The sequence below is a fragment of the Mycobacterium sp. 236(2023) genome (genome assembly GCF_029623955.1).
Classification (GTDB): Bacteria; Actinomycetota; Actinomycetes; order Mycobacteriales; family Mycobacteriaceae; genus Mycobacterium.
Window position 1 is genome coordinate 723,947 of record NZ_JARSBP010000004.1, and the last position, 13,101, is coordinate 737,047.

Annotated in this window: 10 protein-coding genes and 1 pseudogene; 3 read left to right on the forward strand and 8 right to left on the reverse strand. The window is 67.0% G+C overall.

Annotated features, from left to right (window positions below):
* The first annotated feature begins 20 nt into the window (after positions 1–20).
* Together P9A17_RS20190 and P9A17_RS20195 are read left to right on the forward strand one after the other, a co-directional pair.
* Positions 21–1,919: an ABC transporter ATP-binding protein/permease gene (locus P9A17_RS20190; protein WP_278040473.1), complete on the forward strand. Its 1,899-nt coding sequence runs from the start codon at positions 21–23 to the stop codon at positions 1,917–1,919.
* Positions 1,920–1,964: 45 nt separating this feature from the next.
* Positions 1,965–3,875 (forward strand): ABC transporter ATP-binding protein/permease, encoded by a 1,911-nt coding sequence (locus P9A17_RS20195; RefSeq protein WP_278040474.1) that lies wholly within the window; start codon positions 1,965–1,967, stop codon positions 3,873–3,875.
* Here the strand turns inward: P9A17_RS20195 and P9A17_RS20200 are convergent.
* The 3 genes from P9A17_RS20200 to P9A17_RS20210 are packed head-to-tail and all read right to left on the reverse strand — an operon-like array spanning position 3,872 to position 6,578.
* The gene (locus tag P9A17_RS20200) at positions 3,872–5,356 is read right to left on the reverse strand and encodes an FAD-binding protein (protein WP_278040475.1); all 1,485 of its coding nucleotides are present in this window, start codon (positions 5,354–5,356) and stop codon (positions 3,872–3,874) included. The genes P9A17_RS20195 and P9A17_RS20200 overlap by 4 nt on opposite strands.
* Complete coding sequence (locus tag P9A17_RS20205) at positions 5,353–5,847, reverse strand: VOC family protein (RefSeq protein ID WP_278040476.1); 495 nt, start codon at positions 5,845–5,847, stop codon at positions 5,353–5,355. The genes P9A17_RS20200 and P9A17_RS20205 overlap by 4 nt, the downstream gene beginning before the upstream one ends.
* A gap of 50 nt (positions 5,848–5,897) precedes the next feature.
* The gene (locus tag P9A17_RS20210; protein ID WP_278040477.1) at positions 5,898–6,578 is read right to left on the reverse strand and encodes a TetR/AcrR family transcriptional regulator; all 681 of its coding nucleotides are present in this window, start codon (positions 6,576–6,578) and stop codon (positions 5,898–5,900) included.
* A 109-nt stretch (positions 6,579–6,687) separates the two neighbouring features.
* Between P9A17_RS20210 and P9A17_RS20215 the strand changes: the two genes are divergently transcribed.
* The gene (locus P9A17_RS20215; protein WP_278040478.1) at positions 6,688–7,128 is read left to right on the forward strand and encodes a nitroreductase/quinone reductase family protein; all 441 of its coding nucleotides are present in this window, start codon (positions 6,688–6,690) and stop codon (positions 7,126–7,128) included.
* On the opposite strand, the gene P9A17_RS20220 is transcribed toward P9A17_RS20215, so the two are convergent.
* From P9A17_RS20220 to P9A17_RS20240, 5 genes and pseudogenes are all read right to left on the reverse strand, one after another.
* The gene (locus P9A17_RS20220; RefSeq protein WP_278040599.1) at positions 7,125–7,814 is read right to left on the reverse strand and encodes a hypothetical protein; all 690 of its coding nucleotides are present in this window, start codon (positions 7,812–7,814) and stop codon (positions 7,125–7,127) included. The genes P9A17_RS20215 and P9A17_RS20220 overlap by 4 nt on opposite strands.
* Positions 7,815–7,925: 111 nt before the next feature.
* Positions 7,926–9,332, reverse strand: coding sequence for an FAD-dependent oxidoreductase (locus P9A17_RS20225; protein ID WP_278040479.1), 1,407 nt, complete (start codon positions 9,330–9,332; stop codon positions 7,926–7,928).
* A 10-nt stretch (positions 9,333–9,342) separates the two neighbouring features.
* A pseudogene (locus tag P9A17_RS20230) lies at positions 9,343–10,195 on the reverse strand (sterol desaturase family protein).
* Between the two features lie 60 nt (positions 10,196–10,255).
* Complete coding sequence (locus tag P9A17_RS20235; RefSeq protein WP_278040480.1) at positions 10,256–11,827, reverse strand: carboxylesterase/lipase family protein; 1,572 nt, start codon at positions 11,825–11,827, stop codon at positions 10,256–10,258.
* A 42-nt stretch (positions 11,828–11,869) separates the two neighbouring features.
* Positions 11,870–13,057, reverse strand: coding sequence for an MFS transporter (locus P9A17_RS20240; RefSeq protein ID WP_278040481.1), 1,188 nt, complete (start codon positions 13,055–13,057; stop codon positions 11,870–11,872).
* Positions 13,058–13,101 lie beyond the last annotated feature (44 nt).

A 13,101-nucleotide genomic window follows, 5' to 3' on the forward strand; every position in this document is an offset into this window, starting at 1 on the left:
GGAGGGGAGGTCGCCCGGCTGTGGAGACGGTAGATACTCAGACGTTCCAGCCGACTCTCGACTGGGGTCGCGAGTTCTTCCACTCTCTTCAGTGGGTCGCGACGACGTTCGTGCTGACAGCGCTGTGCCTGCTGCTGGTCTTGGCTGCGCTGGCCAGATTCACCGAATGGGGCCGGCAGTTCTGGCGCATCACCGGCGACTATTTCCGGGGCCGCCACAGCGCGCCCGCGTGGGCGCTGATCGCGGTGCTGCTGCTGTCGGTGATCATCTCGGTCCGCATCAACGTGTTGTTGACCTACTACGTCAACGACTTGTTCACGTCGCTGCAGGTGGCGTTCCAGGGTGGCATGTCCAGCGGGATGGCCGGGTTCTGGGCGTCCATGCGGGTGTTCGCCGTGCTGGCAGTGTGTTTCGTGGCCCGGGTGCTGGTCGACATGTACCTGACGCAACGGTTCATGATGCGGTGGCGGGTCTGGCTGAGCCGGCGCTTCATCGACGACTGGCTCGGCGACCTGGCCTACTACCGGGCCCAGTTCTCCGGCAGGCCGATCGACAACCCGGACCAGCGCATCCAGCAGGACGTCGACGTGTTCACCACCGGTGTCGGCGGGCTCGGCAACAACCCGATCTACAACTCGAGCAACACGCTGCTGTTCGGCGCCGTCGAGGCGGTGTTGTCGGTGCTGTCGTTCGGGCCGATCCTGTGGCGGCTGTCGGAACCGGTGACCATCAGCGGGCTGACGCTGCCGCGCGCGCTGTTCTGGATCGTCGTCGTGTACGTGTTGATCGCGACGATCGTCGCGTTCGCCATCGGGCGTCCGCTGATCCGGCTGAGCTATCTGAACGAGTTGCGCAATGCAGGCTTTCGCTACGCGCTGGTCCGTGTCCGCGACGCGGGAGCAGCGATCGGCCTCTACCGCGGCGAGGCCGCTGAACGCTCGGCGCTGCGCCAGCGGCTCGACTCGGTGATGGACAACTACCGCGGCTGGCTCAACCGGATGATGCTGTACTTCGGCTGGAACGTCTCGGTGAGCCAGACCATCAATCCGCTGCCGTGGCTGGTGCAGGCGCAGGGGCTGTTCGCCCAGCGGATCACCTTCGGCGATGTGTGGCAGTCCTCCAACGCATTCGGCGCGATTCACGACTCGCTGTCGTTCTTTCGCAACGCCTACGACCAGTTCGCGAGTTACCGCGCCGCCATCATCAGGCTCGACGGCCTGGCCGACCAGAACACGCGCGCCGGGGTTTTCAGCGCGGTGCGGACGACCCAGTCGGCGAACGGCGCGTTCTCAGTGGAAGGTGTCGAGGTGCGCAAGCCGGACGGTTCCCCGTTGGTGCACACGCTGGACCTGGCACTGGAAACCGGTGAGGGCCTCGTGATCACCGGACCGTCGGGCATCGGGAAATCGGTTCTGGTGCAGAGCCTTGCGGGGATGTGGCCGTTCGCCACCGGTCGGGTGCTGCTGCCCGACGGTCGCGACGAGGCGATGTTCGTGCCACAGTTGCCGTATTTCCCCGTCGGGGACCTGCGGTCGGTCGTGTCCTACCCGCAGCCGTCCGGCACGTTCGACGACAAGGCGATTCAGAAGGCCCTGCTCGATGTGGCGTTGTCCCATCTGGTGATCCGCATCAACGATGACCAGGACTGGTCGAAGGTGCTCTCGGTCGGCGAGCAGCAACGCGTCGCGTTCGCGCGAATCCTGGTGAGCAGACCCAAGACCGTGTTCCTCGACGAGTCGACCTCGGCGATGGACGAGGGTCTGGAGCAGATGCTCTATGAGCTGCTTCGGACCGAGTTGCCCGACACCATCGTCGTCAGCGTGAGCCACCGTCCGTCGGTGCAGCCCTTCCACACCAGCAGGCTGGAGCTGGTCGGCGGCGGGCAGTGGCGCCTGGAACGACTCGACGCCCCGGGCTAGCCCCTACGGCACGCCGCCGACGGGCTCGAGGGGTACGTTGCCCGGGTGGATAAGTTCACACCGACCCTGGACTGGGGCAATGAGCTCGTCACGTCGCTGATCTGGATCGGCAAGGCCTGGGTGATCGCGGCGATCGCCACCCTCTTGGTCCTTGTCCTGATCGCCAGGTTCACCGTCTGGGGCAGGCAGTTCTGGCGGGTTACCCGCGGCTACTTCGTCGGCCGCGACAGCGTGATCGTGTGGGCGTGGCTGGCCGGGCTCCTGCTGTCGGTGATGATCGGTGTTCGGCTCTCGGTGCTGTTCACCTATCAGGGCAGCGACATGTCGACCAGCTTCCAGGTGGTCGCGGGCGGACTGCTCAGCGGCGACGACGCGGTCCGGCAGTCGGGCGGCGACGGCTTCTGGATGTCGTTGTGGATCTTCGGTGTTCTCGCCGTGGCGAACATCGCCCAGGTGATGCTCGACCTGTATCTGGCGCAGCGATTCATGCTGCGGTGGCGCGCCTGGCTGACGGAGGAGCTCACCGGCAACTGGCTCGACGGGAAAGCGTTCTACCGAGCACGATTCATCGACGACACGATCGACAACCCGGACCAGCGCATCCAGGCCGACATCGACATCTTCACCACAGGTGTGAGTTCGCAGCCGAACACGCCGGGCAACACGTCGACGTCGACGCTGCTGTTCGGTGCGGTGTCGTCGATCGCGGCGATGATTTCCTTCACGACGATCCTGTGGGACCTCTCGGGTCCGGTGACTCTGCCGGTCGTCGGCTTCACGCTGCCGAAGGCGATGTTCATCATCGGCATCGTCTACGTCGTGTTCGCGACGATCATCGCGTTCTGGATCGGCCGTCCGATCATCCGGCTGTCGTTCAACAACGAGAGGTACAACGCCGCGTTCCGTTACGCGCTGGTGCGTTTGCGTGACGCCTCCGAGGCAGTCGCGTTCTATCGCGGAGAGCTGGCGGAGCGGTCCGGGCTGCGGCGCCGGTTCGCACCGGTGGTCACCAACTACAAGAAGTACGTCAACAGGATGACGGGCTTCTTCGGCTGGAACATCTCGATCACCCAGGCCCAGGAGCTGATCCCCTACATCGTGCAGTTCAACCGCTTCTACAGCGGCGAGATCACCCTCGGGCAGCTGTCGCAGACGGCTGCGGCGTTCCGCGAAATCCTGACCGGCCTCTCGTTCTTCCGAAATGCGTACGACAACTTCGCCGGCTACCGCGCGGCGATCATCCGTCTGCACGGCCTGGTCGTCGCCAACGACGAGGGCCGCGAGCTTCCTACGCTGACCGTGGCGCCGAGCACGGGCGGCATCGAACTCGACGACGTCGAGGTCCGCAAGCCCGACGGCACCCTGCTGATCAATCCCGTCGATTTGCAGCTGCAGGCCGGCGACACCCTCGCCGTCACCGGCGTTTCGGGTACCGGCAAGACGACGTTGCTGCGCAGCCTTGCTCAGTTGTGGCCGTTCACGACCGGCACGCTGCGCTGCCCGGCCGGACCGAACGAGACGATGTTCCTGTCCCAGATGCCGTACGTGCCGCTCGGCGATCTGCGCGCCGTGTTGTCCTATCCGCGGCAGTCGGGCGACATCCCCGACGCCGAACTGGTCACGATGCTGAACAAGGTCGCGCTACCCCATCTTGCGGAGCGGCTGGACGAAGAGCAGGACTGGGCCAAGGTGCTCTCGCCTGGCGAGCAGCAGCGCGTGGCGTTCGCCCGGGTGCTGCTGACGAAGCCGAAGGCGGCGTTCCTCGACGAGGCGACCTCGGCGCTCGACGTCGGGCTGGAGACGATGCTCTACCGGATGGTCCGCGAGGATCTACCGGAAGCCATCTTGGTCAGCGTGGCCCATCGCGGCACCGTGATCAGCCATTGCGACCTGGAGCTCGCACTGCTCGGCGGCGGTGAATGGCGCTTCGGCGTGCGGGGAGCCGACGCGCCCTAACGCCGCGCGGCGTGCTCCCCTGCCCGCCTGCCGAAGTAGGAGCCCTCGCCGAGCTGGGTGCCGCTGGCGTAGCCCTTGCCGTCCTGGGCGATGTTGCACGCGCAGGCGCCTGCCGCATAGAGGCCCGCAACGGCGGTGCCGTCCTCGCGGAGCACCTCCCCGTCGATCGACACCGTCAGCCCGCCCATCGTGAAGCCGGAGTACATCGCCCGCCCCAGTGACAGGTCGAACGCCGCGTACGGCCCGGTGTCTTGTGCCGCAACGTATTCCGGTTGCTTGTGGAAGTCCGGGTCTGAGCCGTCCGCGGCGTTGGCGTTGTAGCGCTCCAGCGTCGCGGCGAGGTTGCCCGCCGGGATGCCCAGCGCCGCTTCGACTTCCGCGATGGTTTCCCAGCCGTCGATGAACTTGATGAGCGGCATCTCGGGCATCTGCATGTGCGCCTCGTCGACGATGAGATAGGCCGTCTGCTCAGGTTGTTCGAGGACGAACGCGGATGTGCGGGCGTGGTAGGAGTCTTCGGCGACGAACCGTTGCCCGTCCTTGTTGACGATGACTCCGGTGAGCAGGATCTCGGGTGGGTACGCCGCGGCGGTGATGAACAGCTGGTCGAGGTTGTCGACGCCTCCGCCTGCCGAGATGCCGAGACGGATGCCGAGCCCGTCGTCGTGCGGGTTGCCCAGAATGTAGGGCGCGACCGTGCCGTGGCTCTTCGTCTTGCGCTCTGCTCCGAGGGCGGGCGTGTATTCGGCGACCATCTCGCGGTTCATCGCGAATCCACCGGCGGCGATGATCACCGATTTGGCCTTGACGTCACCGGTTTCGGTGAAGTGCTTCCACCGCACGCCGACGACGGCGCCGCTGTCGTCCAGGATGAGGCCCGTCGCTCCTGTTTCATAGCGGATCTGCACGCCGAGGTCGGCGGCGCGCTTGACCAGGAGTTCGATCACCATGGAGGCGCCGCCGAGTTCGCCGGGAACCGGGACGGAGTGGCCGCGCGGCGCGGGCTTGGCCTGCTCAAAGAACGGCCAGACTTTCTCGTTGCCGGTGTAGGACAGGCCTTCGGTGCCCGGCGGCACGACGACCTTGCCCGGGTAATAGCTGCGCTCGAACTGGAAGCCCAGCGCCTCAAGCCAATCGAAGTGCTCGACGCTGTCGTCGCAGTAGGCGCGGATCTTGTCGTGTTCGGGGTTGCGCGACTGCGTGACCAGGTACTTGTACATCTCCTCGGCGGTGTCCTCGTGGCCGGTGGCCTGCTGGACCGCGGTGCCGCCGCCGAGATAGAAGTGGCCGCCCGCCATGGACGTCGTTCCGCCTGCGGCGGCGGCCTTTTCGAGCACCAGGACGCGGGCACCGGCAGCGGCAGCACTGACGGCCGCGCAGCCGCCCGCGATACCGAACCCGAGGACGACGACGTCGGCCTCGTCCGACCAGTCGGTGACGTCGTCGGCGCGCACCGTCTCCGGGATGTGCTGGATGGTCACTTCTGCTCCTCTTTGATATGGCTGAAGAAGGCGTGGATCTCTGGTGGTATGTCAGCGAATTCGAGGTAGGGCACGCCCGCGCGTTCGGCGGACACGTAGGCGAACCGCATGCCTCCGGGCATGGTGCCGGCCATGACGACGGGGTTTCCGGCGGCTTCGGCGTCGGCGAGCGTGGCGTCGTAGCTCTGCGGGTCCGGTGCGGCCATGCAGACGTGGTGCAGTCCCGCTCCGGACCGGTCGAGGAACTCGGTGTAGATGCTCGTGCCGCTGACCGGCGCGATGAGCTCCAGTTGAGTGTCGCCGGCGTAGCTCAGCGAGATGTCGGCGACGAAGTCGGCGGGTTGGCCGCGGTAGGTGCACGTATCGGGGCTGAAGTGCACGCCCGGCATGCGGACCCACTTCTTGGCGCCCATCAGGGTGGTCAGCGCCGTTTCGGTGGCGGTGAGGTCTCCGGTCACCCAGGCAATCTGGACAGGTGTCTGGTCATGCATCGAGTCGAGAATATCGCCCACCGCCCCGACAAGCTAGAACGTGTTCTAATTCATTGGCTGAACAGCCCCGTCATCAGCGCTAGCTGAACATCGAACACCTGCGCCGGCTCGGTGAATGTGCCGGGTCCGTAGTGGCCGAACACCTCGAGGCCGATCGCGCCCACCAGCGCCGCCCACAGCGCAAGGCACTTCCCGACGACGGCGTCGTCGGCGTCGAAGCCGAACTCCTCGCGCAGGCCGTCGTAGTCTGTCGAGAGTTCTTGCGGCGCAGAGACGTCCGACGTGCGGATGTCGCCCGCGGCGATTCCCTCGGCGATGATGGTGAACAGCGCACCGACGACCCGGGTCCCGGGTCCGACGGTCGTGTCCCGTGGTGCGTGGTACCCGGGAACGGGGCTTCCGTAGAGCAGCGCCCAGCTGGCAGGCCGCTGGACCGCCCAGGACCGGACCGCGCGCGCCATCGCGGCCAGCTGTTGCTTCCAGTCCCCCGCTGCGTCGTCGCGGGCGGCTTCGGCTGATTCGGCCAGTTCGGTGTAGGCATCGACGACCAGCAGTGTCAGCAGCTCATCCCGGCTGGCGACGTAGCGGTAGACGGCCGAGGACACCATGCCGAGATCGCGGGCGACGGCGCGCAATGACAGGCCCGCCGCGCCTTCGGTGATCAGATGCCGCCGCCCGACCTCGATGATCTCGCGTTCGATGCGGTCGCGTGTTTCCTGCCTCTTGCCCACGGGGTCAGTCTGACAGAAAAGAGATCACTGCTCTTGATTTAGAGAGCGTGGCGTGGCAGCCTGGGAAAAAGAGAGCACTGCTCTCTCAAGTCTTTCGAAGGAGGAAACCATGTCTGAGCGCTACGACGTGCCCGGATTCGGGGTGCGCGTCTTCAACGAGGCCGTCCGGCGGCTCGCCGAAATCGGCATCAGCATCCAGGGCAGCACCGCGATCAGGGTCCGCGGCCGGACGTCGGGCGAGTTGCGCGGCGTCGTCGTCAATCCGTTGACCGTCGACGGGCGACGCTATCTGATCTCGCCCCGCGGCAACACGCAGTGGGTGCGCAACGCCAGAGCCGCCGGAGAAGTCGAGATGGGCCCGCGGCGGCGATCCCGCAGTCACGCGATCGTCGAAGTGTCCGACGACGCGAAGCCCGAGCTTCTCAAGCCGTATCTGGAGCGGTGGTTCTGGCAGTTGAAGGGCCACATCGGCGGGTTGACGCCGGACTCGAGCCGGGTCGAGATGCGCCGGGTGGCGCCGTCGATCCCGGTCTTCGAGCTTGTCGGTTAGGGCACCGCGGGGGTGGCGACAGCCGACGCCGCGGAGATCGTGTCCGCCGCGGACTGCTGGCTGACGGCCTGCCACGAGACGGCGGCGGGCAACGTGCCCCACGTGCTGTTGAACAGACCGATGAGCGCGGTGCGGCCGTCGGGAAGCGGTGTGTAGACCGGTCCGCCCGAGTCACCCTTTTTGCTCACCACGCCGTTGGTCATCGTGAACCAGCCGTTGTTGACCGATTCGATGGTCCCGCAGCTCTCACCGGTCACGACGCCGAAGTGGCACACCGGCATCCCCTGCATGGGAACCACGCCGGGATCGGTCACCAGCACCTTGCCGCCGGGCAGCACATTGTTGACGGCCACGTTCGAGTTGAGGTGGATGACTTCCCAGTCGGTGATCTGGTGGTTGGTGTCGACGGTCATGCCATTGGGGGTGTTGTCCCGGAAGCTGCCCTGGACGCCGATCGGCGCGCCGAACTTGTCCGAGACCGAGCCCGACGCTCGGCAGTGTCCCGCGGTGTAGGCGATCCGGGTCTGCGGATTGACGTAACCGAGCGTGCACAACACGGTGTCCTGATGGATTTCCATGCCGGGGTATACGAGAGCGCCCGGCTGAGCCTGGGCAACGGGCGACTGCAGGGCGACGAGGAGCAGCGGCGCGACGAGCCCGACCAGCTTCCGCCGCGGCGACTGCATGAACGCGAAAACAGACACAGCGCCTCCGACCCCGTGATGACCCGATCCACCAATACCCGTTGATGCTGGTGGTGTAACCGAGTCATCGCGGTTGCATAACGACGCGTTACATCAGGAGTCGAAACCGAGACCCGCCGCGTCGAGGGCGCGCAGCAGCAGATTGCGCCGGCCAGCGGAGTGGTCGGCACGGTCCAGCGACCATCGGGTGGCCTGAATTCCGACGCTGGCCAGCGGTTCGGGTGGGAACGGTAACGGCTTGTTTCGCACCATCTCCAGCTGCGTGCGCGGCGTCGGCGTTCCGTCGAGAAGGTCGAGACAGACGTCGGCGGCGAACCTGGCCGCGCCCACCCCGAGCCCGGTGAAGCCGTTGACGTAGGCCACCCGCCCTTCGCGGGCCAATCCCCAGTGCGCACAGAACCGGGTGTTGGTGTCGATGGCGCCGGCCCACCGGTGGGTGAACCGGACGTCGTCGAGCTGCGGGAAGGTGACGAAGAAGTGCGCGGCCAACCTCCGGTACGTCTCCTGCCGGTCTTCATAGGCAGAGTTGACGCGGCGGCCGAAGTGGTAGACGGCGTCGTAACCGCCCCACACGATCCTGTTGTCCTTGCTCAGGCGGTAGTAGTGGAACTGGTTGGCGGAGTCGCCGATTCCCTGCCTGCCCTGCCAGCCGATCCGGCCGAGTTGTTCGTCGGTCAGCGGTTCGGTGGCCAGCACGTAGTCGTAGACGGGCACCGTGTAGAGCCGGTTGCGCTTCAGCAGGCTCGGGAACACATTGGTCGCCAGCACCACCTGACGGGCGAGGATCGGCCGTCCGTCGGTGTACACCCGCAGTGCCGCGCCGCCGGATTCGAGGCGCGACGCGGTGGTGTGTTCGTGGATCTCGACGCCCGCTTCGGCGCAGGCCCGCGCGAGCTCGAGCGCCAGCTTCGCAGGGTTGACGATCGCGCAGGAGTCGGCGCTGAAGAGCCCGGCGAGATATGTCGGCGACTTCACCTGCTCGCGGATCTGCTCGCGGCCGAGGAACTCGCCGTGTCCGTCGGCGGCCGCCTCCGCCAGCCACTCGACCTGGTGGGGCTCGGTGGCGACACCGAGCATGCCGGTGCGTTCCCACTCGACGTCGAGGCCCAGCTCGGCGATCTCGGCCTGCATGCCGTCGAGGTTCTCGACACCCATAGCCTCAAGCGTGTCGATTTCGTTGGGCCAGCGGGTTTTTCCGTTCTCGAAGCCGTGGGTGAGGCTCGCGTCGACGAATCCGCCGTTGCGTCCCGACGCGGCCCAGCCGATGCGGTCGGCCTCGATGAGCACGATCTTGCGGTCGGGGTGACGACGCGCTGCGTGCAGGGCGCTCCACAATCCGGTGTAGCCGCCGCCGATCACGAGCAGGTCGCAGGTGACGGGTCCGGAGGTGGCCGGGAATTCTGGACGAGGGATGTCCAGCCACATCGAGCCCAGCGTGGTCTCGGCGAGCGAACGGTCGATCAGAGCGGGGTCGACATGGGCATCGAAGACGGTCTCCACATGCCGAACACTACGCACTTGCAGGTTCCCAACCGGGCGGGCCGAAGATGTAGCCGAGTTTGGCGCGCAGTCCCCGCGCGGCGCGCACGTCCCGGCCGATGGGCCGCGTACTCGCGCGTCTGCAGCTTCCAGATGTTGAAGGTGTTCACCGGCTTCGTCAGCCCGTAGTGGGGCCGGAACTCCTCGTCCTGGAAGCTGCCGAAGATCCGATCCCAGATGATGAGGATTCCGCCGTAGTTCTTGTCCAGATACAACCGATCCATTCCGTGGTGCACGCGGTGGTGCGACGGGGTGTTGAACACGAATTCAAAAGGCCGCCAAAGCTTTCCGATCCGTTCGGTGTGAATCCAGAATTGGTAGATCAGGTTCAGCGAAAAGCTGAAGAAGACCATCCACGGCGGAACGCCCAACAGCGGCAACGGAATCCACATCAAGATCTCGCCGCTGTTGTTCCACTTCTGGCGCAGCGCCGTCGCGAAGTTGAAATACTGGCTGGAGTGATGAGCCTGGTGCGTGGCCCAGATCAGCCGAACCCGGTGTGCCGTGCGGTGATAGGCGTAGAACAGCAGGTCGACGCCGAGGATCGCGATGACCCACGTGTACCACTGGGAGGCCGACAGCTGCCACGGCGCGACATAGGCGAAGATCGCGGCATAACCCAACAGCGCCAAGAACTTCCACGCACCCATGGTGGCGACCGAGACCAGGCCCATCGAGATGCTGGCGCGTGAATCACGCGCGTGATAGGCACCGCTGGGCGGGCTACCGTCCTCCTCGAGTTCTTCGAGTTTGCGCGCGGCGGTCCATTCCACGACGAGCAGCAGCAGGAAGAACGGGATCGCGAAGAGCACGGGATCGCGCATCTGCGGCGGAAGAAAATCCAGGAACTCCACGTCGAGCACCTCCGAGGTGAGTGTACGGCGCTACAGGAAGCTCAGGACGTCATCGCCCCAGGCACGGCGCACGTCGGCGTCGAGGTCGTCGACCACCGAGTCCTGCTTGTCGATGACCAGCGTCGGCCTGTCGTCGGCGCCGTAGGGCCGCCACTGCGGCTCCCCTGCTGGGCCGGACGGTTCGCCGTGGCGGGCGAAGTTCACCCACCGCGTCTGCATCCGTTTCGAGACGGCGGTGCCTGCTTTGCGTCCGCCGAGCGCGAACGTCGGATCCTTGCGCCCGGACCCGAGGTTGCCCCACACGAAGGGCAGTTCGGTGGCGTGGGCGGCGTGCAGACGCACGGCGCGCAGCAGCGGGGTCGCGAAGTCGAATCGGTACAGGTACACGGGCGCGACCTGCCGGTGGCCGTCGGCGAACCAGATCGACGGCATGCGGAAGCCGAGATCGCTGGTGAGCCCGAGTCCTTTGCCCTTGCCCCGGCCGCGGTAGGTGCCTCTGAGTTCGTCTTCGCTGGGCAACTGCAGGCTCGGCTGTTCGGCGGCGATCTCGGCGAACATCGCCTTGATGGACTCCGGAGCGATCGGCATCAGCGGCGACTTCATGTACCGGAAGAGCGCGGCCTCGTTCTTGTTGGTGCCGATGATGAGCGGCACCGGGTGGGTCTTGCCGTTGCGGGCCAGGTTGACCGGGTAGTCGGGCAGCAGGTCGCCGTCGACGGTCGGCGCGAACGCCAGCGTGCCTGGGGTGCTCACCGGCACTTCGTTGAACAGGGTGCGCGACGCTTCGACCAACGTGCCGATCGGCGCGTCGTGCATTCGGGACAGCTCGTCGTGCCCGACGCCGAGGACCTCGAGGAACCGCGTCGCCACGCGCCGTGCCCGGCCGAGGTCGTAGGTCGATGTCGCAGGCGAACTCTGGGCGATCGCTGCGCCGAACAGGCCGGCCGCGTCGGGACTGCCGAGCAGTGCGGTGACGATGCCGCCGCCCGCCGATTCGCCGAACAGCGTCACCTTGGTCGGGTCGCCGCCGAAGGCCGCGATGTTGTCGCGAACCCAGCGCAACGCGGCGAGGACGTCGCGGATGCCGACGTTCGTCGCGAAGCGTCCGGAGTCGTCGCCGAGCGTGGACAGCTCGAGGAACCCGAGGGCGCCGAGCCGGTAGTTGACGTTGACGACGACGACGTCGCCGGCCGAGGACAGCGTGCGTCCGTGATAGAGAGGCTGGCTGCCCGAGCCCAGGACGTAGGCGCCACCGTGCACCCACACCATCACGGGCTTGCGGTCACCGGGCTGGGTTCCCGAGGGGGCCCACACGTTCACCGTGAGGAAGTCCTCGCCCTGCGGCGCGCCCAGATCGAGCGGGATCTTGGGGTCGGTGGGCTGGGGGCACACGGGTCCGACGTGGCCGGCTTCCAGCGGTTGGGTCCACGCCACCGGCGGTTCCGGGGCGCGCCACCGCAGCTCCCCCACCGGGGCGGCGGCGTAACGGACGCCCTTCCAGGCTTTGACGATTCCGTCGTCGACACCACGCACCGGCCCACTCGTCGTCTCGACGACAGGCCTGCCACCTGCCGAACTGCGCGTTGTGGCCTCCGTGGTCATGCCGACCTCCTCAGGTTGATCGGTACGCCAGTGTACCAGGGGCTAGTGCCGTCGAGATCCGAGCGCGCCGGCCAGCAGGATCAGCGCAATGCCCGCGGCGGGCACGGTCAGGAGGCCCACCCGGAGGCCGTTCGCGTCGGCGACCACGCCGACGATCAGCGGCGCCCCCAGGAACCCGACCCGCATCAACCACGTCAGGATCGTCAGACCGGTCCCCGGACGCAGGCCGGGAAGCTCGTCGGCGGCCCGCATCGCCGCCGGCACCACCGTCGCCACGCCGAGGCCGGCGGCCGCGAATCCGGCGATCGTGCCGGGAACCGTCGGGAAGGCCAGCGCGACACCCATGCCCGCGGCGGTGAGCGCGCCCCCCGCTCGTGCCACCGCGCGGTCGCCGAACCGGTCGACCAGCCGGTCCCCGACCATCCGCCCGACGAACATGAAACCGACCAGGGCCACGTAGCCGAGTACTGCGACCGCGCCGGGCGCGTCGAGGGTGTCCCGTAGATACAAGGTGGCCCAGGAACTGCCCGCGTCCTCGACCGTCGCACCGGCCACCGCGATCCCCACCAGGGCGAGCAGCGTCAGGTAGACCATTGCCCCGGCCGGAGCCTCGCCCTGGTTGTGGGTGGACGGATGGTCGTCGTGGTCGGGTCCGTGGAGCAGGTAGGGATAGGCGGCGAAGACGACCGCGCAGAAGACCACGGCCGCGAACCCGAGGTGGATGGGGCGCGGAATGTCCAGCGCAATGGCGGCCGCGCCCATCAGGCCGCCGATGATCGCACCGACCGCCCAGATCGCGTGCAGGGAATTGATGATCGAACGTCCGTAATTGCGTTGCAGCCGCAGCCCGTTGACGTTCTGGGCGACGTCGGTGACGGAGTCGCAGGCGCCCGCCATAAGGAGCGCTGCTGCGAACACCAGTGGTGTCGGGGCCAGTGCTGCGACCACGATCAGCGACGCCAGCGCCACGGTCGTCACGACGGCGACCCGAGCGGAGTGGAAGCGCCGGACCAAGGCTCCCGCGGTGAGGCCGGCCAGCAGTGCGCCCGCCGAGAACGAGGCGACGGCCGCGCCGTAGACGGCGTTGGACATCGCCAGGTCGGTCTTGATCTCCGGGAAGCGCGGCAGCAGGTTGGCGAAGAGCGCGCCGTTGGTGAGGAACAACGCGGCGGCTGCGAACCGGGCCCGGCGGATACGCGCTTCGCCGCCGGCGAGCGGTTCTGGCGCCATGAGCTGCGACCCTACCTTCGACGTTTGCAAACGCTCTTCACAGG